This window comes from Rhodococcus sp. NPDC057135 (genome assembly GCF_042670865.1).
GTDB lineage: Bacteria > Actinomycetota > Actinomycetes > Mycobacteriales > Mycobacteriaceae > Rhodococcus_F.
On record NZ_JBHUUU010000005.1, the window covers coordinates 348,943 to 371,150 of the forward strand.

A 22,208-nucleotide genomic window follows, 5' to 3' on the forward strand; every position below is an offset into this window, starting at 1 on the left:
GGTGGGGCTCCGACGCTTGTCGCCGTTGGCGACCTGATCATCTCGCCGGTTTCCGGACGCAGGTGGCCAGGTTCGCCTCGGCAGAGACATAATTGAAAGACCATGGCCTTGACGGTGGAACACACCGGATACGGCCGACACCCGAAAACCAAGCAACGAGCGGGGAAGAAACCTGTGGCACAGGAAGTGCTGACTGACCTGAACAAGGTCCGCAACATCGGCATCATGGCGCACATCGATGCCGGCAAGACCACCACCACCGAGCGCATCCTGTTCTACACCGGTGTCAATTACAAGATCGGTGAGACGCACGACGGTGCGTCGACGACGGACTGGATGGAGCAGGAGAAGGAACGCGGCATCACGATCACGTCTGCCGCCGTGACTTGCTTCTGGAACAACAACCAGATCAACATCATCGACACCCCCGGCCACGTCGACTTCACGGTCGAGGTGGAGCGGTCGCTGCGCGTGCTCGACGGCGCAGTTGCTGTCTTCGACGGTAAGGAAGGTGTCGAGCCGCAGTCCGAGCAGGTTTGGCGTCAGGCTGCCAAGTACGACGTTCCGCGTATCTGCTTCGTCAACAAGATGGACAAGATGGGCGCGGACTTCTACTTCACAGTCCAGACCATCATCGACCGTCTCGGCGCGAAGCCGCTCGTTCTCCAGCTGCCCATCGGCGCTGAGGACGACTTCGACGGCGTCGTCGACCTGGTCGAGATGCGCGCCATCACCTGGCGCGGCGTGGTTCCGACCGGTGCACTGCCGACCATCGAAGAGATCCCCGCGGACCTCGCCGAGAAGGCTGCAGAGTACCGCGAGAAGCTGCTCGAAACCGTTGCCGAGTCCGACGAAGCTCTCATGGAGAAGTACTTCGCAGGTGAAGAGCTCACGGTCGAGGAGATCAAGGGCGCCATCCGCAAGATGACGGTCGCTTCGCAGCTCTACCCCGTGATCTGTGGCTCCGCGTTCAAGAACAAGGGCGTTCAGCCCATGCTCGACGCGGTCATCGATTACCTGCCGAACCCGTTGGACATCGGCGAGGTCGTCGGCCACAAGCTCGGTGACGAAGAAGTGGAGATCACTCGCAAGCCGAGCAAGGACGAGCCGTTCGCGGCTCTCGCCTTCAAGATCGCCGCTCACCCGTTCTTCGGCAAGCTGACCTTCGTTCGCGTGTACTCGGGTCGTCTCGATCCGGGCCAGCAGGTGCTCAACGCGACGAAGGGCAAGAAGGAGCGCATCGGAAAGCTTTTCCAGATGCACGCCAACAAGGAGAACCCGGTAGACGAGGCTGTAGCCGGCCACATCTACGCAATGATCGGCCTCAAGGACACCACCACCGGTGACACCTTGTGCGATCAGGCGAACCCGATCGTCCTCGAGTCGATGTCCTTCCCGGCACCGGTCATCCAGGTCTCCATCGAGCCCAAGACCAAGTCCGACCAGGAAAAGCTGGGTGTCGCCATCCAGAAGCTGGCCGAAGAGGATCCGACCTTCTCGGTCGAACTCGACGACGAGACCGGTCAGACCGTCATCGGTGGCATGGGCGAACTCCACCTCGACATCCTCGTCGACCGCATGCGTCGCGAGTTCAAGGTCGAGGCCAACGTCGGCAAGCCGCAGGTCGCTTACCGCGAGACCATCACCAAGAAGGTCGAGAAGCACGACTACACCCACAAGAAGCAGACGGGTGGCTCGGGCCAGTTCGCAAAGGTCATCATCGCTCTGGAGCCTTTCGTGGGCGAAGACGGTGCTACCTACGAGTTCGAGAACAAGGTTTCCGGCGGTCGTATCCCGCGCGAGTACATCCCTTCCGTGGATGCCGGCGCGCAGGACGCGATGCAGTACGGTGTTCTCGCCGGCTACCCGCTCGTGAACCTGAAGCTGTCGCTGCTCGATGGTGCTTACCACGACGTCGACTCCTCGGAAATGGCATTCAAGGTTGCCGGTTCGCAGGCATTGAAGGAAGCCGCCCGCAAGGCCGGCCCCGTCATCCTCGAACCCATCATGGCTGTCGAGGTCACTACGCCCGAGGACTACATGGGCGACGTGATCGGCGACCTCAACTCCCGCCGTGGCCAGATTCAGGCCATGGAGGAACGCAGTGGTGCCCGTGTCGTCAAGGCGCAGGTTCCGCTCTCGGAGATGTTCGGCTACATCGGTGACCTGCGGTCCAGGACTCAGGGTCGCGCGAACTTCTCCATGGTGTTCGATTCCTACGCAGAGGTTCCCGTGAACGTTGCGAAGGAAATCATCGCCAAGGCGACAGGCGAGTAAGCGCAAGCAAGCTCCCCAGCCCGCGCCGGTAAGCGACCTCGGTTTCTTCCGGCACGAAGCACGACCAAGTAACAACCAACCGCACTGCTGCATACGGCAAGCAACAACAGTCCAGGAGGACACAAAGTGGCGAAGGCGAAGTTCGAGCGGACGAAGCCGCACGTGAACATCGGCACCATTGGTCACGTCGACCACGGCAAGACCACGACGACGGCGGCCATCACCAAGGTTCTCGCGGATGCATTCCCCGACCTGAACGAGGCTTCGGCCTTCGATCAGATCGACAAGGCTCCCGAGGAAAAGGCTCGTGGCATCACGATCAACATCTCGCATGTTGAGTACCAGACGGAAAAGCGCCACTACGCGCACGTCGATGCACCGGGTCACGCCGACTACATCAAGAACATGATCACCGGCGCAGCTCAGATGGACGGCGCTATCCTCGTCGTCGCAGCTACCGATGGCCCGATGCCCCAGACGCGCGAGCATGTCCTGCTCGCTCGCCAGGTCGGCGTTCCTTACATCCTCGTCGCCCTGAACAAGGCCGACATGGTTGATGACGACGAGATCCTCGAGCTCGTCGAGATGGAGGTCCGCGAACTGCTGGCCGCTCAGGAATTCGACGAGGAAGCCCCCGTCATTCCGATCTCGGCACTCAAGGCGCTCGAGGGTGACCCGAAGTGGACGCAGTCCATTCTCGACCTGATGGCTGCTGTCGACGAGTCCATCCCGGACCCGGTCCGCGAGACGGACAAGCCCTTCCTCATGCCCGTCGAGGATGTCTTCACGATCACCGGCCGTGGCACCGTTGTCACCGGTCGTATCGAGCGCGGCTCGGTCAACGTGAACGAGGAGGTGGAGATCGTCGGCATCAAGGAGACCTCCACCAAGACCACCGTCACGGGTATCGAAATGTTCCGCAAGCTGCTCGACTCGGGCCAGGCCGGCGACAACGTCGGACTGCTCGTTCGTGGCATCAAGCGCGAAGATGTCGAGCGTGGACAGGTTGTCGTCAAGCCGGGCACCACGACTCCCCACACGGAGTTCGAGGGCCAGGCATACATCCTGTCGAAGGACGAGGGCGGCCGCCACACCCCGTTCTTCAACAACTACCGCCCGCAGTTCTACTTCCGTACCACGGACGTTACGGGCGTCGTGACGCTGCCTGAGGGCACCGAGATGGTCATGCCCGGTGACAACACCGAGATGTCCGTCAAGCTCATCCAGCCTGTCGCCATGGACGAGGGCCTGCGCTTCGCAATTCGCGAAGGCGGCCGTACGGTCGGCGCCGGCAAGGTTGCCAAGATCATCAAGTGAGACTCTTGTCTCGCTAGCTGATTCACAGCACTAGAAAAGGCGCTCATTCCCTTCGGGGAGTGAGCGCCTTTTCTGTGTTTGTTTGCTTCTTACCTACTTGGTGGCTTCGACCCGGTCGAGATGCAGCAGAACCTGCACCGCGACGGGTGAGCCGTCGAGGCTTCGCCTGGTTGCACCGGCGATGCGTTCGGCCGAAGCGGTGAATCCGGCGACGTCGATCGCCGGGTCTGCGTTGACGACAATCGACAGCGTCGGCAGGCCGCGATCGATCGTCGCTTTGCTTCTGGTGCTTCGCACGCCGCTCAGCTGGGCGAGTTCGGCAGCTACACCGTCGGCAACCGGTCCGAGGTCCACGCTGACGTCGGTACCGGATTCGTTGTGCCGCAAAGTGACTGCGCTCGTTCGGCGGCGGCGAAGGTTCAGGTACAAAAGCCCGATACCGGTGACGACGCAGAGAACAAAGGTGCCAGAGAGGACCCAGTGCCACCAAGGTTGCTCCGGAAGGCCGAAGAGGACTTCCCGATCAAGGCGTGACACCCAGGTTCGAATCAGCGAGGCACCCGCGTCCCACGCGATGGCGTATGCGCCGGCCGCGAGGAGTGCGATTCCGACAATGAGGACGATGGCCCGATCGACCGCGGAGATCCAACGGTTCACGAGGCGTCCTTTCGTCGGACTGCGGCTTCTCGTCGTGCTGCGGTTTCTCTCACGACCACCGAAAGTTGCAGTGGCTGCTGCAGTATCGCGAGGTGAGGCCGAACGGCTTCTTCGACGGCCGCGGCAAGTTGGGCGCGATCGCCACCGGTGGATTCGACGTGGACTTTGACGTGTTTGCGGTCGACGCTGGTGTGGGCCGAGCCGACGCCGGGAACGATCGCTGCGTGGCTACTGCACAGACGTGCGATGTCCGTCGGTCGCATCCATACCGTCGATGCACTCGGGTTGCCCAGTGGGACATGGGTTTTAGCGCGGCGTTTGGCCGCCGACATGATCAGGACCACGCCCGCGACGACGGCAGCGATTGCCGCCGGAAGCAGCCACGGTTGCCAGTGCAGACGTGACGTCCATTCCACGGAGTTTCGGATCCAGGGTGCCGATTCGAAAGTTCCACGGTTGATGAACCATTCGCGGGAGACCACGAACGCGAGTGCGAGTAGGCCGCACGCGATGACGACGGCGGAGACCGCGGCGGCCGGGTTCGCGGAGGGAACTCGGGGTGGAATCGGAGCTGAGAGCGCCTCCTGTGCAGGGTCTTCCGCGATCTCGATGCCGGAAACGCAAGAATCGTCGGTGCCCTCGGTTGCCGCGATCATGACGTTCATGTCATGGAGGGGCAGGCCGGTCAGCGACTCGACGCTGCGTCCGACTTCCGCTCGCACGCGCCCGGTCAGTTCGGTGACCGAACACGGCCAGGACACGGCGAGGAAGAGGTTGATGGCGACGGCGTCGCTGCCCATCGAGATGTCGGCTCGCGGAAGGTCGCGTCCGGTCAAGCGGGTCAAACCGCCGGACTGGCGGACCACTCCCGGGACGTTTACCGCTGCGGCCGTGGCGATCTTGGCCATCGCCCGGTCCTTGATGACCAGCGAACCGCGTAGGCCGGGATCGTCTGCCGCGCTCGAATCAACTGGCTCAGCCACGGCCACGGCTTCGAAGGATCGCGCCGAGATCGAGATGTCCGTCGCGGTGTGCTCCGATCGCCATACCGGCGGCGCCGAGCAGGACTGCGAAGACGAATCCGCTGAATCCACCCATGATTCCGGCGAGCGCGAGGAGCAGACCGACCAGCAGTCCGACGGTGGTGCTGTTCATGTCAGTTCCCTTCTCGAATGTTCGGTGCAATGTCGGTGACGCTGGAAGGCTCGGTGACTACATTCTCGGAGATATCCGGCAGGTACCCCGCTGTCGACAGGTCTCCGACGGTGACGTCGACCGGTACGTCGACCAACTGCGCCACCACAGCTCGGACACGTTCGGCGACGCTGCGAACGTCGGCCGGGTAGTGAACGGAAATATGTACCGCACAGGAGTTTTCGTCGACGATGACGCCGGTGATTCGGCGCCCTGGTAGGTAGGTTCCCACCTCACCGAACTGCCCGCCGTGCAAATCTGCCACTTCCGGGATCGCAAGAACGGCGTCGGCGACAACCTCGGCCGCGTCGATCTCGCGGCCGGCGTCGGCGGTACTCACTGAACCCTCGGCTTGGCTTCCGGATCGGTACTGCCGCCGCTCTCTGCATCCTCGAAGAGCATGACGTCGAAGACGGTGATGTTGACCTCGGTGACCTCGAGACCCGTCATGCTTTCGACTGCGGCAATGACGTTTCGGCGGATCCCTACCGCCAGTTCGTGGAGTGCGACGCCGTACTCGGCGACAATTCCGATGTCGATGGCGGCTTGTTTCTCGCCCACCTCCACCGCCACGCCCTGGGCATGGTTGACGCGGGCGCCCGGTATGCGGTCGCGAAGTGCCCCCACCGCACGCGCTGTGCCCCCGCCGACGTCGTACACACCGTTGATCTCGCGGGTCGCGATACCGGCGATCTTGGCGACCACGGCGTCGGCGATGATCGTCTTGCCCTGGGTGCTGACTAGTTCCGCGCCACCGTCGGCGCCGAATCGGACGCTGTTCTTTTCACTGGAATCGCTGGTCATGGGGGCTCCCTGCTCATGTGTCAGTGCGTGCGTCTGAAGTACTTACAACTGTAGTGACTGGTCGGTGGCCATGCGGGATGCACCACACCTACTCCGGCATTTCGTATGGCAGAGTCGGAGGCAAATAGTGACGGCGTTCATAGTGGATGCTGCAAGTGACGTGGGTCGGACAGGGTGGTACGTGGTGGCACGGATAGTGATCGTGGGTGCGGGTTTGTCGGGACTGCGGACCGTCGAGGAACTACGACGAGCGGGTTTCGACGGCGAGTTGACGCTCGCCGGTGGGGAAACGCATCTGCCTTACGACAGGCCTCCGTTGTCGAAGGAAGTGATCCGTGGTGACAAGGACGAGACAACGCTGCGCCCGGCCGAGTTCTACGTAGAGAACAAGGTGGACCTCAAGCTCGGTTCGGCGGCAACTTCGGTGGACACTGCTGCCAAGTCCGTGGCGTTCGCCGACGGATCCACCCTGGACTACGACGAGTTGATCATCGCGACCGGACTGACTCCGCGTCGGATCGCCGGCCTTCCGGAGCTGACCGGAGTGCACGTTCTGCGTTCCATCGAGGAGGCGTTGGCCCTTCGCGCCGACTTGGCTCCCGGCAAGCGCGCGCTGATCGTCGGGGCCGGCTTCATCGGTTGTGAACTGGCCGCGAGCATGAAGTCTCACGGCGTCGACGTCGTCCTGCTCGAACCCCAACCGACACCGCTGGCATCGGTGCTGGGCCCTGTCGTCGGCGCTCTCGTCGAACGTCTACACCGGAACGAGGGCATCGACGTCCGCGTCGGCACCGGCTTGACCTCGCTGTCCGGTGAGGGAGCGGTTACGGCCGCGACCTTGAGCGACGGTTCGGAGATCCCGGTCGACGTGGTGGCGATCGGAGTCGGTTCGGTGCCTGTCACGGGCTGGCTCGACGGTTCGGGGATCGAACTCGACAACGGAGTGCTCTGCGACGGCGTCGGCCGCACCAGCACCGAACACGTCTGGGCGGTCGGCGACGTCGCGTCCTGGCAGATCGGTGATCGACGCAAGCGTGTCGAACACTGGACCAACGCGGGAGACCAGGCCAAGATCCTGGCAGGTGCGATCACCGGCACGGGTGATCCGGATGCGCCGGCGCAGGTTCCGTACTTCTGGAGCGATCAGTACGACGTCAAGATCCAGGCTCTGGGGACCGTCGCACCCACGGACACCGTTCACATCGTCAAGGACGACGGCCGCAAGTTCGTCGCCTACTACGAGCGCGACGGTGTGTTGGCCGCTGTCGTCGGCGGAGGTAGCGCGGGAGCCGTGATGAAGATGCGTGCAAAGATCGCGGCCGGCACGCCCATCTCGGACGTGTTGGAGTCCACACCAGCCTGAACGAATGAGGCAGGTCCGGTTCCGAGACGATAGATTTGTGCGGTGATCGTTGCACTCATCGACTCGGGACTGGGCCTGCTCCCTACCTCTGCGTGGCTCAGACGCCTGCGCCCGGATCTCGATCTGGTGCTGTCCCTGGATCCGGACGGCGCCCCCTGGGGGCCCAAGCCAGAACCGTGGGTCATCGACCGGGTCCTCGGTGCGGTGCGGCGGAGCCTCGATCGTGGAGCTCAGGTCATCGTCCTTCCTTGCAATACCGCCAGCGTCACAGCGCTGCCGCACGTCCGCGAACTCGTCGGACCGCAAGTGCCCGTCATCGGAACCGTGCCCGCGATCAAGCCCGCTGCCGCCGCGTGCGATTCGGTGGCGATCTGGGCGACCGCCGCTACAACTGCCAGCCGGTACCAAGCCGATCTGATCGAGCAGTTCGGTAACGGCGCCAAGGTCGTCGGGGTGCCGTGCCACGGCCTGGCCGATTCGATAGATCTCGGTGATCGCGCAGCCGCACTTGCTGCCATCGATTCCGCGGTTGCCCGTACGCCGGACGACGTCAGCGGCGTGGTCCTCGGGTGCACCCACTACCCACTGCTCGCCGACGAAATCGCAGCACGGTTGCCGGCCGGCGTCACACTCTTCGACAGCGCGGAAGCCGTTGCACGACAGACTTTGCGGCGGATCGACGGGCTCGGCGCCGCGGGCGTGGGATCGGGAACCGTCGAGGTATTTGTGAGCGGGCGGCCGGGCGCGCTACCGCCCAGCGCCGAAGCCTTCGACGCCGGGCGATTGTTGGGCGCGATCAAAGCCTGATCCAACGGCTCTGTCACTGGGCAGCTACGCCGCCGTGTCAATGGGCAGCTACGCCGCCGTGACCCCCGTGATGCATCCGCGCACTCATCACCGGCATCGCACTCACCGCGACCACAACTGTCAGGACCCCGACCACCCAGGCTGTCCACGACGCACCGCGCAAAGCGTCGAAGTTCATGACCCAGGGTGAAATGAACATCAAGACGCCGAAAACGCCCATCGCGTAATCCGCCATGGCCATGTCCGGACGTGCCATGTGCGCCAGACCCGACAGTGCAACCAGGACACCCAGGACGACGAGTGACCACATTGCCCGATCGGTGGTGTCGAGCCACATCGGCGAGAGAGCCGCAAAGACGCCGAGAACCACCGCGACGGCATCTTGCATTCGATTCCACGACTTCATGACGAGACCTCCAAAGACGAGAGTGTGTCCACCTGTAGTACACGCCCGCGGCAGATCGAGATCAACTCTCCGCCAATTGCATTCGCGTTGCAGTTAGGGTCTGTGTGGAGGGGTGAATATCAAGATTTGTGACCATTCGTCCGGATTGCCACGAGCCCGCGCGGCGCGCTTGCCGCGATATGTCCCGAGAGTGCCATGAGGGTGAGGGTGGTGAATGCGATAGCGGCGGTGATCATGGGTGGTCCTTTCACTGACTGTCCTCGAGTGTCGTCTGCCGACCTGTGGCCGAGCAGGGCACACGGTGTGAGGACGCTGAGAATCGAAGAGTCAGCACAGGCGACCCGTGAGAAGGTTCTGGGGTGACGCAATTGAGTGCCCAGGACGTGATCGAGCAGTTGGCCGATCTCGCGGATCCCGCCGATGCCGTCCACCTTCAGCGGTTCTTCAAGACGGGGCCGGGGGAGTACGGCGAGGGTGACGTCTTCATCGGAGTGCGAGTGCCGAAGACGCGTTCGGTGGTGAAGAAGCATGTGGGCCTCGCGTTGCCTCAGATACGCCTCCTTCTCGACAGCGACGTTCACGAGCACCGGTTGGCCGGGCTGCTGATCCTGGTCGCTCAATTCGAAAAAGTCAGTCGCCCAAAATTTTTCGACGACGAGAGTCGCACCCGCATCGCCGACTTCTATCTCACCGCTGTCGAGGACGGGCGGGTGAACAATTGGGATCTCGTGGATTCGTCGGCCGGACAGGTTCTCGGCGGCTGGCTGTACGACCGAGATCGCCGGCCGATCTTCGAGCTTTCCGATTCGGGTGACCTGTGGCGACGGCGGGTTGCGCTGTTGACGACGTACGGCTTCATCACGCGCGGTGACGCGTCGACCACGCTCGAACTTGCCGCCCAGGTGCTGGGTGATCGACGGGACCTCACTCAGAAAGCCATGGGGTGGATGCTGCGGGAGGTCGGCAAACGGGTGGATCGGGATCTGTTGACCGGGTTCCTCGAGGAGAATGCCGCAAACATGGGACGCACGGCGCTGAGCTACGCGTGTGAGCACTTGACCGCAGACGAGCGAGCGCACTTCCGGGCAGCCCGCTAGACGACTACCGCTCGGTAGGTTGTGGGACGATTCTCGGTATGCCCGCCACCCGTGTCGAGGCGTCTCGAATTGTGACGATCGGTTCACTGATCGCTGCCGGCGTCGCAGCTCTGTGTTATCTCGTGTACTCCGTTCGAGCCGTCGAACCCGTTGATTTTCTCGTCTACCGCTATGCCGCCCAGGCATTTGCCGCAGGCTCGAACATCTACGAGAGCAATCTTGTCGGCCCGTTGATCGTCGACGAGGGCATGCCGTTCACCTACACCCCGTTCGCGGTGATCTTCCTCTGGCCGACTGTTCTCTTCGACTGGTGGACTGCCTATCTGCTGTGGTCGGGGTTGTGCATCGCGGCCGTCGTGTGGACGGTCGCAAGGTTCACTCCCGCGCGCGTCCCGAAGCGGCCCCTGGTCATGGCGGCATTGGTCCTGGCCGTGTCGGTGACGCCCATCGTCAGTGCACACATCTCCTTCGGCCAGGTGAACCTGGTGCTGATGGTGCTCGTCCTGTTCGACGTGACCCGCCGGGAGGATTCGAGATTCGGCCGATGGATCCCGCGAGGACTTCTGATCGGCGTCGCGGCTGCGATCAAGCTGACGCCCGCTCTGTTCGTCGTCTACTTCGTCGTCACGAAGCAGTGGCGGCTCGCGATCTGGAGTTCGATCGGATTTGCCGTGTCAACGGCCGCCGCAGCACTGGTCGACCCGGCCGTCAGCTGGACCTTCTGGTCTGACGTCGTCTGGAATCTCAGCGATCGGGTGGACTTGAGCGGGCAGGCGATCGCGAGTGCCGGCAACAGTTCGCTGCAGGGCGGACTTGCGGCCCTGGGCACCTGGACGGCGGCGCTGACGATGCCGTTGACCGTGCTGTGCGCGGCGGCAGCGCTCTGGGTCGCCCGAGATGTCTATCGCGTCGGGCGTGCGGTCGATGCGGCGTTGGTGATCGGATTGAGTGCGCCGATCCTGTCGCCGATCAGCTGGATACACCACTGGGTGTATCTCGTGCCCGCTGCAGTCACGGTTCTCTTTCGGCTTCGATCGCCCCTGCAGTTCGGTGCCGCAGCACTGGGGTTGGCGATCGTCTACTGCGGGCCGAGTATGGGGCAGCAGTTCATCGAGACGTCGCCGCTCCTGCTGCCGTTGGGGTTGGTCCTTCGTGAGGGTTTCCTGATCGTGACCGTGGTACTGATCTTCGCGCTGTGGCGGTTGCCCACAACGGCGCCGGAGTGGGTTTCGGAGTATGGATCAGACGGCTCAGGAGATGACTCGGAACATGACAAAGCCCCCGATTCCGCAGGGAATCAGGGGCCGTCATGCGTGGAAGCAGGGCTTAGAACTCGATCTTCAGGTGATCGGTGATCGGCTTTGCCTGGCAACCGAGGATGTAACCGTTCGCCACGTCCTCGGCGTCGAGGATTTCGGAATTGTCCATCTGAACTTCGCCTTCGGTGACGGTGCAGGCACACGAGCCGCACTCACCTTCCTGGCAGGAATACGGTACGTCGAGGCCCTTGGCGAGCATGATGTCGACGAGCGTCTGCTTGCGCGGCCAGACGAGGGTGTGGGTTTCACCGTCCAGTTCGACCTCGACAGTCGCGGCGTCGGCTGCTTCCTCGTCGGAGACCTCGGCTACCTCGACGTCACGGAACGGGTCGCCGGCGAGTGAATTGAAGACCTCGGCGTGAACCTGGGTGCGGGGCATGCCGGCCTCTGCCAGTGCCTTGTGGACGGCGTCCATGAAGGGGCCGGGGCCGCACATGAAGGCTTCGTACGAGACAAATGGCTTGGCCAGAGTCGCCAACTGCGAGACGGCGGGGAGTCCCTGCACGGTTTCGATCCAGTGGACCACGGTGAGGCGGCCGGGGTGTTGCGCTGCCAACTCGCGAAGTTCGGCGCCGAAGATGACGGACTTCTCGTCGCGATTCGCGTAGATCAGCACGACATTGCCGCTGCCCTGCGTGAGGGCGGACTTGAGGATCGAGATCACCGGAGTGATCCCGCTGCCCGCACCGAAGAGCAGGAAGTCGTGATCGAGCGACTTGGGCGTGAAGACACCTGACGGCGGCAGCACTTCGATGGTGTCGCCGACCTGGAGCTTGTCGCACAGCCAGTTGGAGCCGTAGCCGTCGACGGTTCGCTTGACGGTCACCTTGGGGGCGTCGTCGGTGAAGGGCGAACTGGCCAGGGAGTAGCAGCGCGCGACCGAGCCGGTCTGATCGCTCGGGATGCGCAGGGTCAGGAATTGACCGGGCTTGTAGTCGAACTTGTCCTTCAGTTCTGCGGGAATTTCGAACACCAGCGACCGGGCGTCGGAAGTCTCTTCGATGACTCCGGACACGGTGAGTACCGCCGATCGCGAGCTGTGCGGTACCTCGACTGTCGTCATCGCGAAGCTAGTCCTCTCGTGAAGCTGGGTAAAGCGCAGGTCAGTGAAGTGCAACATCTAGAACGTGTTCTAGTTCAATGTTAGCAGTGATGAAAAGCTACTGGGGATCGTAGTCGCCGAGCAACACGTTCCCGATCAGCGGGAACCACCTCGGTCTGATCGGGCCGTCCTGGCAGTCCGGGGCGGGGTCGACCTGCCCGAACGGGCGGTTCGCGGGCGGCGTCCGGGCGGTTGAGCTGCCGAAGCCTGTGCACGGGCTGTTTGTCGGTACACAGTGGAAACCAGGTGAGACGCCGGTCACAAAGAATCGGCTCGAATCCCTCCCGCAGTCACATTCGTGCACATCCCCGAGGAGATACCGATGGCTATCGAGCTCAACCAGATCTGGGACTTTCCCATCAAGGAGTTCCACCCCTTCCCACGCGCCCTGATGGGTGTGGGCGCTCACGACATCATCGGTGTGGAGGCCAAGAACCTCGGCTTCAAGCGCACCCTTCTGATGACGACCGGTCTGCGCGGTTCGGGCATCATCGAGGAACTGGTCGGCAAGATCGAGTACCAGGGTGTCGAGGTCGTGCTCTACGACAAGGTCGAGTCAAATCCCAAGGACTACAACGTCATGGAGGCCGCGGCTCTCTACCAGAAGGAGAAGTGCGACTCGATCATCTCGATCGGTGGTGGTTCGAGCCACGACGCCGCCAAGGGTGCTCGCGTCGTGATCGCACACGACGGTCGCAACATCAACGAGTTCGAGGGCTTCGCCAAGTCCACCAACAAGGAGAACCCGCCGCACATCGCCGTATCCACCACGGCCGGTACGGGTTCCGAGACGTCGTGGGCATATGTCATCACCGACACGTCGGACATGAACAACCCGCACAAGTGGGTCGGCTTCGACGAGGCGACCATCGTCACCCTGGCGATCGACGACCCGCTGCTCTACTACACCTGCCCTCAGCACTTCACCGCGTACTGCGGCTTCGACGTACTCGCGCACGGCAGTGAGCCTTTCGTGTCTCGTCTCGATTTCGCGCCCTCGCTCGGTAACGCGATCTACTCGGTCGAGTTGGTCGCGAAGAACCTGCGCGAGGCTGTCTTCGAGCCGCGTAACCTCAAGGCTCGCGAGGGAATGATGAACGCGCAGTACATCGCCGGACAGGCCTTCAACTCCGGCGGACTCGGCATCGTTCACTCGATCTCACACGCGGTCAGTGCCTTCTTCGACAGCCACCACGGTTTGAACAACGCCATCGCGTTGCCGCGCGTGTGGGAGTACAACCTGCCTTCGCGCTACGAGCGCTACGCCCAGTTGGCCGGCGCTCTCGGCGTCGACACTCGCAACCTCACCACGGTTCAGGCTGCAGATGCTGCCGTCGAGGCTGCCATCCGTCTGGCCAAGGACGTCGGTATCCCCGACAACTTCGGTCAGGTACGCACCGATTCGTACGCGAAGAACCAGATGAACACCAAGAAGTACGAGGGTCGTGGTGATGTCATCAAGGGTGACGAGAAGACTGTGCGCGCCATCTCCGAGCACATTCAGGACGACTGGTGCACCCCGGGTAACCCCCGTGAGGTCACCGTGGAGTCGATGATCCCGGTTGTCGATCACGCGATCAACAAGTCGTACTTCTAGCAGGGCCTCCGGCCCCGTGCGCGCTTAGGGAGTCCAGAGACTCCTCGAGCGCGCACAGGGGCTTGCCCCCCATGAAAGGTATTCCATGTCCGGTCGCAGTTTCTCCAGCGGAATCGAAGTGAAAGATGCTCTGCGAGAGCAGGACTACATTGCCGATGACGAGTTCGCGGTAGTCGTTCATCTGGCGACGGCGCTGGGGCGTCCGCTCCTGCTCGAAGGGCCGGCCGGTGTCGGCAAGACGGAACTGGCGAAGTCTCTGGCTGCGATCGGGGGCCGCAAACTGGTGCGATTGCAGTGCTACGAAGGGCTGGACGACAATCGCGCCCTGTACGAATGGGACTACGCGAAGCAACTCCTGCACGTGCAGATGCTCCGCGACCGGATCAGCGATCAGGTTTCCGAGTTCGACAGCGTCGCCGAAGCGTCGAAGTTTCTGGCCGATCAGGATTTCGGGCTGTACTCCGAGAACTTCTTGTCCGTGCGGCCGCTGCTCGAAGCGATCCTCTCACCCGAACCGGTGGTGCTCCTGGTCGACGAGGTGGACCGCACCGAGGAATCGATGGAAGCGTTGCTACTGGAGATCCTTGCCGAACAGCAGATCACCATCCCCGAGGTCGGCACGTTCGTGGCCCGATCGCAGCCCTGGGTCATCTTGACGTCCAACGACACTCGCGAACTCTCGCCGGCTCTCAAGCGGCGTTGTCTGCATTACCATCTCGGCTATCCGACGTCGGAGCGTGAACGCGAGATCGTCACGGCCCGAGCACCGGAGGTAGATGCGGTCACGGCCACCGAGGTTGTCGAATTGGCTCGCATCCTGCGTGATCTCCCGCTGCGCAAGAGCCCGTCCATCTCGGAGGTCATCGACGCGGCCAGGGCGGCAACAGTGCTCGCGGCCAGCGGATTCGACACCGCTTCCGACGCCAAGGTGCGCGACATCTTGCTGACGGCGTTGCTCAAGTACTCGTCCGACGTGACGCTGGCCAAGGAGCGATTCGACGGAAAGCTTCTCGAATCTCCGTCGCGAGACGGTGGCGAGCCGATCGAGCGAGCCACTGTGGCAAGCAAACCCGCCAACACGACGACGGCCGTGTTCCGGGGAACCGGCGGACGCGACCCCCATCAAGAGGGAATCCGCGGCGGCAGCGGAATCCGTTCGACGCGATGACGACGCTCGGTGGCCTCGCCGTGTGGCAGCCGTCGTTTGTTCTCGACGTGGTGTCCGCGAGCTTCGGCCGATTGCTGAGGGCGGCCGGAGTTTCCGCGTCACCGGCCGAGGTCATCGAGGTTCGGCGTGTCCTCGCGATGGTCGGCGCCTCGGATCGCGAGACGTTGCGAGCGTGTCTCCGGGCAGTGTGCGCCAAGTACTCTCACGAGCAGGCCGGATTCGAGCGGGCGTTCGATGCGCTGTTCCGGCCGGCCGCAGGCAAAGCACACGCCGAGCGGATGGCATCGCGAGCCGAGGTGGCGGACGGTCTGCCCACCGCGCTCGGGATCGACGAGGATCAAGAAGTTGGTCGGTACGCCGAGTACAACGAGCGTGCGGCCGAGGTAGGCGACTACTTCGACACTCCGGAGGCGGAGAAGGGCTTCAACCCGCACAAGGACGACGACGATGTGTCGATGACGTCGAGTGACGCCGAACTGTCGGTCGATACCGGTTCGGAGACCGGTCGACGCGGGGTCAGTTACACGGTCGACGTGGACCGTGCAGCCTCGGCGGTGGTCGGTGACCTCAGCACCAGTGTGGCTGCAGCAGTGGTCGGTTCGTTGTCGTGGGACGATCCGACGTCGATCCTGGCGTGGCTGGACGCATACGACCCGAGCAAGGCGTACGCGGACGTCTCCGACGACGGGCCGTTGACGCAGGCGCAATTGAATCGGCTCGTCGAGGCAGTCGAAGCGTTTGTGCAAGCGCTCTCGGCCGCTGCGCTCGCCGAATCCGCTCCCGATGCGCCGGACAGCGAATCTGCTGCCGGTGCAACGCACAACGACATCGAACTCGCGTGCCACGAGGTGCTTCGGCGGATGAGAGGTCCGTCCAGGCCGCGCCCCCGTGAGCGCTCTCGTGGGCATCTCGACATGCGCCGCACGGTCCGTTCGAGCCTGCGTACCGACGGAATACCCTTCCATCTGGTCGTGAAAGCTCCTCGCCCCGATCGTGTTCGACTTCTTCTCATTGCCGACGTGTCGCTGTCCGTGCGCCCCATCACCGCGTTCACTCTGCGCTTGGCTCAGGCAATGCATCGCCGGGCAGATCGTTGCGAAGTACTCGCATTCGTCGATCGTCCGGTCGACGTGACCGACACCCTTCTCGCCAGTAGTGGTGACGGTGCACTGGCAGCGGTACTCGCGCACCCGGGTCTGGATCTGGAAGCCAGCAGCGATTACGGGCGGGTGCTCACAGAATTGTTGGACGAGCACGGAAACACCTTGAACTCGCGGACGTCTGTCATCATCGTGGGCGACGGTCGGTGCAACGGGTTGCCCCCGCAGGCGGACAAGCTCGAGGAACTCCGCCGAAAGGTCCACCGTCTGGCTTGGATCACGCCGGAACCACAGCGTTACTGGAATCAGGCGTCGTGCGCGATGCCGGAGTACTCGGAGATCTGCGACGAGGTTGTTGTTGCCCGAGATGCCGCGCAACTGATGGCAAAGGCCGCTGAACTGGGGCACGCACTTCGCTGACGTCACTGCAATTCACCGATGTCACTGCGTGATCCGTCGTGAGCTAGTTTGATCTCATGTCCGAAATCAGGGGATCGATCTGGCGACCGATAGCGGCGCTGACAGTGCTCGGAGCCGTATGCGGGCTCGTCGCACTCGGCGTGTTTCAGTGGTGGTGGAAGTCGTTGGCGTCACCGCATATTCTCACCGACGGATCCTATCGGGAGCCGTTTTCCGAACCGACATTCACCGGACCCATATTCATGGACCTCTTTCCGGCTGAACCTGCCCCGTGGTTGTACTCGGGATTGGTCATCGGACCGACAGTGGTCGGCTTGCTCGCCGGGATCGTGTTCGTGGTGTTCGTCCGGTGGAATCGCGCGCAGAACCGCGCGATTACACCTGACGAATCATCAGAGCGCTAGCAACGCTCGCGAGCCCAGGCGAGGGTCCGCCAACGGACGTAGCGCCAATCGCAGCAGGACCAAGGCGTTGTCGTCGCCGGCGATCCTGTTGACTTTCAACGTATTGCACTCGACGCACTGGTGAACGAGCATCCATTCACCGTCTTGCCGTACCGACAGGGACAGCGCCGCCATTGCGCCTCTGCACTGTTGTGCTCGGTCGCCGGGAATACGTCCATCGACGTGTCGGCTTGCCAGACAGTTCGGGCAGTGGTTCCGATGGGCGGTGCCCGGGGCCGCGGTGGGGATATCCAAACGGCATGTGAGACAACGGAAACTTGATCCTGGCTCGCCGCCGATTCCGTGCAGTACATGCTTGGTGCGTTGCGGTGCCCGCCGCGAGCGGGTGCTGGGATTCCTACGTGGCATCTGCGTTCCCACCCCTCACAAGTCGCCGAAGGCTTCGAGCGGGAAGGGCGGTTGCGCGAGTGGCCGCACTGCCATCCTCATCAACAACAACTGGTTGTCGTCTCGGCTGACGGGGTTGGAGGTGAGTTCGAAGCATTGTGCGCAGCGGTGGATGATCATCCAATCGCCACTACGCAGCACCGCGATGGAAATGGGGGCCATCCGCATTCCGCAGTCTGACGGCCCACCTTCCACCTGGTCGAACAGGTGTCGGGAATGCAGGCAACTGGGGCAATGGTTTCGGCGATCGCCGTCGGGGCCGTGCGTCACGACGGTGAGCCCGCACTGAACGCAGGAGAAGGTGTCGGTATTCGAGATGGAATTGTGTGATCGAGGCACTGGAGAACTCCTAGCTGAGTGAACAAAGCAGGTAGGAGCAGGCCGAGGGGGCCTCGCGGCTGTCAGTCCGTCGTGTGGAATCAGGTTCCGCGGATCAGCAGGTGATCTCGAGGATTGCGGACAGAGCAGGGGCGAGAGGCGCGCTCGGCGCGGGCTGGGTCATAAACACCTTCTGGATCAGTACTACCGGCCGCTCTGGCCGAAACCGAAAGTACAACGGGACCTGGTCGCCGCGCCATCCATTTTCCGGAGACGTTTACCTGCCCGAATGGGTAGGTAAGTGCCTCTCCTTCGGCGGGTGTGCCCCGACTGCCGTCCGCGTAGGCTCGGGGCCAGCGATTGTAAGGTGGATCACACCAGTTGGTGCACGTGAGAGCTGATGCACTGGGAGCGACGGATGCGAAATCCCGAGCGGAGATCTCAGAGCAGCGAGAGGAGAGTGGGGTCGTGTCCGTGGCTTATCCGGATGCTGTGAACCACGGTGTTCATCGCCGCGGTACTGCTGCTCGACTGGTCAAATTTCACGCCCCCGAGATCGTCTTCGGCATCGGTTCCCTGGTCGAGGCAGCACACGCGACTCTGAGGTTCGGCGGGTTCCGACCGTTCCTGGTCACCGATCCCGGTCTGATCGACGCCGGATGGGTCAGCGAACTCGAAGGCCATCTCACCGAGCAGGGGTTGACCGCGACGGTGTGGTCAGGGCTGACGCCCAACCCCAAGGACTTCGAGATCGCGGCCGGATTCGAGGTGTACCAGGAAGGCGAGTGCGACGTCATCATCGCGCTCGGCGGCGGTTCCGTCATCGACGCGGCAAAAGGTGTGGCAGTCCTCGCTGCCAACGGCGGCAACATACTCGACTACGAGGGTGTAGATCAGGCGACAAAACCGATCCCGCCGTTGGTGATGGTTCCCACCACGTCCGGCACCGGCGCGGACGTGTCGCAGTTCTGCATCGTCACGGACACGACCCGCGGCACCAAGATCACCATCATCGGCCGGGCTCTGGTCCCCGATGTGACGGTCATCGATCCGCGGTTGCTCACGACGATGCCCGAGTGGCTCAATGCTGCAACGGGATTGGATGCGCTGACGCACGGTATCGAAGCCTTCGTCTCGCTGGCGCACAATCCGTTGACCGATCATCACGCGCTCCGCGCTGTCGGGCTGGTGACCGAGAATCTGGTGCACACGATCCAGGATCCGATGGAGATGGAAGCGCGGTCGGTGATGGCGCAGGCGAGCCTCGAGGCCGGGTTGGCGTTCACCAACGCGATACTCGGCGCCGCGCACGCGATGAGCCATCAGGTGGGCGGCATGCTCGACCTGCCGCACGGCGTCATCAACGGAATTCTGTTGCCCCACGTCATCCGGTTCAATTCCACGACGGACGCTGCCCCCTTTGTTGCCATCGCTGCGGCACTGAGTCTTCCCGAGCAGCACGGCACCCCGGAGGAAGCAGCGCTGGCGGTAGCCGATCGGGTCGAACGGCTCGCGCGTGAGGTCGGCGTGCCGAAGGGGCTGGGGGAGTTGGGTGTTCGAGAGGAAGACCTGAGTAGGCTCGCCAGTTTCGCCTTGCTCGACGCCTGCATGTCCACCAATCCCCGGGAAGCGACGCAGGAGCAGATGGTGGCGTTGTTCAGAGGTGCCTTGTGAAGATGGGCGCTGTGAAGATGGACGCTGTGAAGAGGCACGCTGTGAAGTGGTGGAGGCGATGACCGCGGACCTGTCCAGGCTCACCGGATTGCGGTCGGGTAAGAGTTCGTTCTACCCGCAGTATCGCGGTGCGGCCGAGCGCCTCGAGCGCGTCGTACATGCGCTGGAATTGATCTCGCGGGCTTTGGTGCGCACCGTCGAGGGCCCGGAAACTCTGGTCTGTGCGGTCGCGGAAGCTGCCCGCGCTCATCTGAGTGCCAACTGGATAGTCTTCGCCTTGGCCGATGGGACCTTGCCTGACGCCGGGCCCCGGCGATTGGTCCTCGGTCCGGATGCGACGCCGTTCCTGGTCGACAATGTGGAGGGGCCACCGCTTCCGGAGGATGTCGTCGAATGCCTCGACGACATCCGTTACGGCAGAATCGAATCCAACTCGGTGATCGACGCTCACTACGCGTTTGTGCCGATCGTGCTCGGCGGTGGTGTGGTCGGCGCCTTTGCGGCCTGGACGCCGGCCAACCGGACGCTCGATACGACGGACGGGGCCGTGCTCAGCATTCTGGCCAGCCAGACTGCTGTGGCCCTGCAGAATTCGGCGCTCTATCAGCGCGGACAACTACTGCTCGAACGTGCTGAAGATGCGTACGCGGAGGCCAATCGCACGGCGGCCGATCTTGCGGTGCGCAACAGCGAATTGGAGTCCACTCAGCGTCAACTCGGAGTGGCGCACAGGCATCAGGTGGTCGACGACGAACGCCACAGGATCGCCCGCGAACTTCACGACAGTGTGACGCAAGCGGTGTTGTCCGCCGGCATGCAGATCGAGGTGTGCCGCAGCGACATCCCGGAGGCGGAGCGCAGTGAAAGACTGGACTTGGCAAAGGATTTGACCAGGCGGGCAGTCGAGCAGCTCCGTTCGGCGATCTACGCTCTCAATCATTCCTCGGACGCGGACAGGACGTCGCTGCCCGAGATGCTCGAGCAGCTCGGCGTGGTTCACATGCCCGACGAGTTGGCGGTCAGCGTTCGCGTCGGCGGTACCCCGTCAGAACTTCCGGGCGATGCCGAACACGCTCTTTTGCGGATCGCTGGGGAAGCCCTGTTCAACGCAGCAGTCCATGCTCACGCGAATCGGGCGGTACTCCGTCTGACCTATCGGGCGGACTCGGTGTTGCTGTCCGTCTCCGACGACGGTGATGGTGACCCCGCCCGGATGCGGCTGATTCTCAAACTCGCAGCCACCAACGATCTCGACGGCCGCCATCGCGGTCTCGCGAACATGCAGGCGCGAACCTTGGAGTTGGGTGGCGCGCTGGAAGTGCGACGGGCTCGGATCGGTGGGATTCAGATTCTCGTGCGACTACCACTGCCGCTGCCAGGTGCGCTGCCGCTCGACTCGGGCATGGAAAACCTTTGCTCTACAACTGAAATCGAGAGCGAGGAATCATGACCACTGCCCGCCCCGTCGTCACTCGTGGAGTGTCGCCGGTTCAAGGTTCGGTTCGCATAGTCCTGGTCGACGACCACGCGATACTTCGGCAAGGGCTCCGCTCGGTGCTCGAGCGCGAAAGCGACCTCGAGATCGTGGGGGAGGCGTCGTCCCTCGCCGAGGCGCTTGCCGTCGTCGACAAGGTCGGGCCGGACATCGTCCTGATGGATCTCAAACTCTCCGCAAGTTCCGATTACGAGGGGCTGACCCTCTGTGGCCAGTTGTCATCGGCGCATCCTGGGCTCGGACTGTTGGTTCTCACCACCTTTCTCGATGATCAATTGGTGGTGCGAGCGGTCCATGCAGGTGCTCGCGGCTATGTGGTCAAAGACGTTGATACCACCGAGCTGGTGCGGGCGATCAGGGCGGTTTCGCGAGGCGAGAGTGCGTTCGATTCTCGCAGCGCTTCGGCTGTCGTCCGTTCGCTCAACGGACAGTCGGCCACCAAGGAACGATTGACCGATCGCGAACTGGAAGTGCTGAGGCTTCTCGCAAACGGCTTGTCCAACATCAAGATCGGTGAGCGATTGTTCATCTCACCCACTACCGTGAAGTTTCACGTCAGCAACATCATGCGCAAACTCGAGGTGAGCCGGCGAGCGGAAGCTGTCTACGCTGCGAGTAAGCAAGGTCTGATCTAGCTTCGGTCGGAGTCCGTCCAGGCGCGTAGTGCCTGATGCTGGACGAGGAGCACACTCGATCGAGTCGTGCGGAGAGTCGACGCGGTCATGTCGGCAGTCAGGCCGACTGCGATTCGAAGTACCAGAACCTCACGTTGGTCGTCGGTCAGGCGACGTGGGCGTGTGAATCGCCCGTTGATGTTGTGTGACTGGGGAATTGCTGCAATTCGTTGCGATGCCAACTCGTACGCACATGTCTCGATCGGTGTGTCGGCCGAGATCGTGTCGGACATTCGTGTGACGACGTCCAGGGTGCATTGGTGGGCGAGATCGTCGGCGAATGTTGCGACGGACGTCCCGAGAAGTCTGGCGCGGTAGTAGAGAACGACGCGAGGGTGCAGCCGGGCCAGGAGTTTCGAGAGTGCATGGTGATCGCCGGCGAATGCTTGGGCGGCGGTGCGATTCAACGAAATCGATCGTTCACAGGTTTCGGGTGAAGCGGTGTGTGCGAGGGGCGGAGTCGGTGAAGTGTTCGCGCCCCTGATCGACAGCTTCATCAACAACTCCTCGGGTACACCGCACTTCACCGTGCTGGACCGAGAATTGAGGTACCCCGCCGAAATTGCGG

The 22,208-nt window shown here is 62.9% G+C and carries 23 protein-coding genes; 13 read left to right on the top strand and 10 right to left on the bottom strand.

Going from position 1 to position 22,208, the window contains the following annotated elements; genetic code table 11:
- The first annotated feature begins 174 nt into the window (after positions 1–174).
- The gene (gene fusA / locus ACFT1A_RS12470) at positions 175–2,277 is read left to right on the top strand and encodes an elongation factor G (RefSeq protein WP_378447211.1); all 2,103 of its coding nucleotides are present in this window, start codon (positions 175–177) and stop codon (positions 2,275–2,277) included.
- A gap of 126 nt (positions 2,278–2,403) precedes the next feature.
- Entirely contained in the window at positions 2,404–3,594 is a 1,191-nt protein-coding gene (gene tuf / locus ACFT1A_RS12475; RefSeq protein ID WP_019744283.1) for an elongation factor Tu, read from the top strand.
- A 93-nt stretch (positions 3,595–3,687) separates the two neighbouring features.
- Here tuf and ACFT1A_RS12480 read toward each other — a convergent pair whose 3' ends face one another.
- From ACFT1A_RS12480 to ACFT1A_RS12500, 5 genes are read right to left on the bottom strand one after another with little or no spacing between them, the layout of a single operon-like run.
- On the bottom strand, positions 3,688–4,251 hold the full coding sequence (locus ACFT1A_RS12480) for a hypothetical protein (RefSeq protein WP_378447212.1): 564 nt from the start codon (positions 4,249–4,251) through the stop codon (positions 3,688–3,690).
- Positions 4,248–5,234 (bottom strand): DUF6286 domain-containing protein, encoded by a 987-nt coding sequence (locus tag ACFT1A_RS12485; protein WP_378447213.1) that lies wholly within the window; start codon positions 5,232–5,234, stop codon positions 4,248–4,250. Before ACFT1A_RS12485 ends, ACFT1A_RS12480 begins: the two co-directional genes overlap by 4 nt.
- Positions 5,227–5,406 (bottom strand): hypothetical protein, encoded by a 180-nt coding sequence (locus ACFT1A_RS12490; RefSeq protein WP_003942043.1) that lies wholly within the window; start codon positions 5,404–5,406, stop codon positions 5,227–5,229. Before ACFT1A_RS12490 ends, ACFT1A_RS12485 begins: the two co-directional genes overlap by 8 nt.
- A gap of 1 nt (position 5,407) precedes the next feature.
- Complete coding sequence (locus ACFT1A_RS12495) at positions 5,408–5,785, bottom strand: hypothetical protein (RefSeq protein WP_378447214.1); 378 nt, start codon at positions 5,783–5,785, stop codon at positions 5,408–5,410.
- On the bottom strand, positions 5,782–6,249 hold the full coding sequence (locus ACFT1A_RS12500; protein ID WP_003941912.1) for an Asp23/Gls24 family envelope stress response protein: 468 nt from the start codon (positions 6,247–6,249) through the stop codon (positions 5,782–5,784). The genes ACFT1A_RS12495 and ACFT1A_RS12500 overlap by 4 nt, the downstream gene beginning before the upstream one ends.
- 184 nt (positions 6,250–6,433) lie before the next feature.
- On the opposite strand from ACFT1A_RS12500, the gene ACFT1A_RS12505 reads away from it, so the two are divergent.
- Both ACFT1A_RS12505 and ACFT1A_RS12510 read left to right on the top strand, forming a co-directional pair.
- Entirely contained in the window at positions 6,434–7,612 is a 1,179-nt protein-coding gene (locus ACFT1A_RS12505; RefSeq protein WP_378447215.1) for an NAD(P)/FAD-dependent oxidoreductase, read from the top strand.
- A 42-nt stretch (positions 7,613–7,654) separates the two neighbouring features.
- Entirely contained in the window at positions 7,655–8,419 is a 765-nt protein-coding gene (locus ACFT1A_RS12510) for a glutamate racemase (RefSeq protein WP_378447216.1), read from the top strand.
- Positions 8,420–8,456: 37 nt separating this feature from the next.
- On the opposite strand, the gene ACFT1A_RS12515 is transcribed toward ACFT1A_RS12510, so the two are convergent.
- Positions 8,457–8,825, bottom strand: coding sequence for an SPW repeat protein (locus tag ACFT1A_RS12515; RefSeq protein WP_019744276.1), 369 nt, complete (start codon positions 8,823–8,825; stop codon positions 8,457–8,459).
- A gap of 359 nt (positions 8,826–9,184) precedes the next feature.
- Between ACFT1A_RS12515 and ACFT1A_RS12520 the strand changes: the two genes are divergently transcribed.
- Entirely contained in the window at positions 9,185–9,922 is a 738-nt protein-coding gene (locus ACFT1A_RS12520) for a DNA alkylation repair protein (protein WP_378447217.1), read from the top strand.
- Positions 9,923–9,960: 38 nt separating this feature from the next.
- Entirely contained in the window at positions 9,961–11,277 is a 1,317-nt protein-coding gene (locus tag ACFT1A_RS12525; RefSeq protein WP_378447218.1) for a glycosyltransferase 87 family protein, read from the top strand.
- On the opposite strand, the gene ACFT1A_RS12530 is transcribed toward ACFT1A_RS12525, so the two are convergent.
- Positions 11,249–12,304, bottom strand: a complete 1,056-nt coding sequence (locus ACFT1A_RS12530; RefSeq protein ID WP_378447219.1) for a 2Fe-2S iron-sulfur cluster-binding protein — start codon at positions 12,302–12,304, stop codon at positions 11,249–11,251. The genes ACFT1A_RS12525 and ACFT1A_RS12530 overlap by 29 nt on opposite strands.
- A gap of 361 nt (positions 12,305–12,665) precedes the next feature.
- On the opposite strand from ACFT1A_RS12530, the gene mdo reads away from it, so the two are divergent.
- The 4 genes from mdo to ACFT1A_RS12550 all read left to right on the top strand — a co-directional run bounded on the left by mdo (position 12,666) and on the right by ACFT1A_RS12550 (position 17,032).
- Complete coding sequence (gene mdo / locus ACFT1A_RS12535; RefSeq protein ID WP_003942095.1) at positions 12,666–13,940, top strand: NDMA-dependent methanol dehydrogenase; 1,275 nt, start codon at positions 12,666–12,668, stop codon at positions 13,938–13,940.
- Positions 13,941–14,025: 85 nt separating this feature from the next.
- A complete protein-coding gene (locus tag ACFT1A_RS12540) occupies positions 14,026–15,108 on the top strand; it encodes an AAA family ATPase (RefSeq protein ID WP_378447220.1) in 1,083 nt (360 codons plus the stop codon).
- Positions 15,105–16,628 (top strand): VWA domain-containing protein, encoded by a 1,524-nt coding sequence (locus tag ACFT1A_RS12545; protein ID WP_378447221.1) that lies wholly within the window; start codon positions 15,105–15,107, stop codon positions 16,626–16,628. Before ACFT1A_RS12540 ends, ACFT1A_RS12545 begins: the two co-directional genes overlap by 4 nt.
- Before the next feature lie 56 nt (positions 16,629–16,684).
- Complete coding sequence (locus ACFT1A_RS12550) at positions 16,685–17,032, top strand: hypothetical protein (protein WP_378447222.1); 348 nt, start codon at positions 16,685–16,687, stop codon at positions 17,030–17,032.
- On the opposite strand, the gene ACFT1A_RS12555 is transcribed toward ACFT1A_RS12550, so the two are convergent.
- A complete protein-coding gene (locus tag ACFT1A_RS12555; protein ID WP_378447223.1) occupies positions 17,021–17,440 on the bottom strand; it encodes an RNHCP domain-containing protein in 420 nt (139 codons plus the stop codon). The two genes, ACFT1A_RS12550 and ACFT1A_RS12555, sit on opposite strands and share 12 nt — an antisense overlap.
- Positions 17,441–17,455: 15 nt before the next feature.
- Positions 17,456–17,818 (bottom strand): RNHCP domain-containing protein, encoded by a 363-nt coding sequence (locus ACFT1A_RS12560; protein WP_378447224.1) that lies wholly within the window; start codon positions 17,816–17,818, stop codon positions 17,456–17,458.
- A 447-nt stretch (positions 17,819–18,265) separates the two neighbouring features.
- Here ACFT1A_RS12560 and ACFT1A_RS12565 point away from each other — a divergent pair, with 447 nt between their 5' ends.
- The 3 genes from ACFT1A_RS12565 to ACFT1A_RS12575 are packed head-to-tail and all read left to right on the top strand — an operon-like array spanning position 18,266 to position 21,601.
- Positions 18,266–19,471, top strand: coding sequence for an iron-containing alcohol dehydrogenase (locus ACFT1A_RS12565; protein WP_378447225.1), 1,206 nt, complete (start codon positions 18,266–18,268; stop codon positions 19,469–19,471).
- Positions 19,472–19,529: 58 nt separating this feature from the next.
- Positions 19,530–20,921: a histidine kinase gene (locus ACFT1A_RS12570; protein ID WP_378447226.1), complete on the top strand. Its 1,392-nt coding sequence runs from the start codon at positions 19,530–19,532 to the stop codon at positions 20,919–20,921.
- Entirely contained in the window at positions 20,918–21,601 is a 684-nt protein-coding gene (locus ACFT1A_RS12575) for a response regulator (protein WP_378447227.1), read from the top strand. The genes ACFT1A_RS12570 and ACFT1A_RS12575 overlap by 4 nt, the downstream gene beginning before the upstream one ends.
- On the opposite strand, the gene ACFT1A_RS12580 is transcribed toward ACFT1A_RS12575, so the two are convergent.
- On the bottom strand, positions 21,598–22,137 hold the full coding sequence (locus ACFT1A_RS12580) for an RNA polymerase subunit sigma (RefSeq protein WP_378447228.1): 540 nt from the start codon (positions 22,135–22,137) through the stop codon (positions 21,598–21,600). The genes ACFT1A_RS12575 and ACFT1A_RS12580 overlap by 4 nt on opposite strands.
- Positions 22,138–22,208: the final 71 nt, after the last annotated feature.

Bases quoted from the DNA above. Each gene is read 5' to 3' on its own strand.
- ACFT1A_RS12540 (WP_378447220.1), top strand. From the start codon at position 14,026: ATGTCCGGTCGCAGTTTCTCCAGCGGAATCGAAGTGAAAGATGCTCTG.
- ACFT1A_RS12580 (WP_378447228.1), bottom strand. From the start codon at position 22,137: ATGAAGCTGTCGATCAGGGGCGCGAACACTTCACCGACTCCGCCCCTC.
- mdo (WP_003942095.1), top strand. From the start codon at position 12,666: ATGGCTATCGAGCTCAACCAGATCTGGGACTTTCCCATCAAGGAGTTC.
- ACFT1A_RS12525 (WP_378447218.1), top strand. From the start codon at position 9,961: ATGCCCGCCACCCGTGTCGAGGCGTCTCGAATTGTGACGATCGGTTCA.
- ACFT1A_RS12545 (WP_378447221.1), top strand. From the start codon at position 15,105: ATGACGACGCTCGGTGGCCTCGCCGTGTGGCAGCCGTCGTTTGTTCTC.
- ACFT1A_RS12530 (WP_378447219.1), bottom strand. From the start codon at position 12,304: ATGACGACAGTCGAGGTACCGCACAGCTCGCGATCGGCGGTACTCACC.
- ACFT1A_RS12555 (WP_378447223.1), bottom strand. From the start codon at position 17,440: ATGCCACGTAGGAATCCCAGCACCCGCTCGCGGCGGGCACCGCAACGC.
- ACFT1A_RS12570 (WP_378447226.1), top strand. From the start codon at position 19,530: ATGACCGCGGACCTGTCCAGGCTCACCGGATTGCGGTCGGGTAAGAGT.
- ACFT1A_RS12575 (WP_378447227.1), top strand. From the start codon at position 20,918: ATGACCACTGCCCGCCCCGTCGTCACTCGTGGAGTGTCGCCGGTTCAA.
- ACFT1A_RS12515 (WP_019744276.1), bottom strand. From the start codon at position 8,825: ATGAAGTCGTGGAATCGAATGCAAGATGCCGTCGCGGTGGTTCTCGGC.
- ACFT1A_RS12490 (WP_003942043.1), bottom strand. From the start codon at position 5,406: ATGAACAGCACCACCGTCGGACTGCTGGTCGGTCTGCTCCTCGCGCTC.
- ACFT1A_RS12500 (WP_003941912.1), bottom strand. From the start codon at position 6,249: ATGACCAGCGATTCCAGTGAAAAGAACAGCGTCCGATTCGGCGCCGAC.
- ACFT1A_RS12550 (WP_378447222.1), top strand. From the start codon at position 16,685: ATGTCCGAAATCAGGGGATCGATCTGGCGACCGATAGCGGCGCTGACA.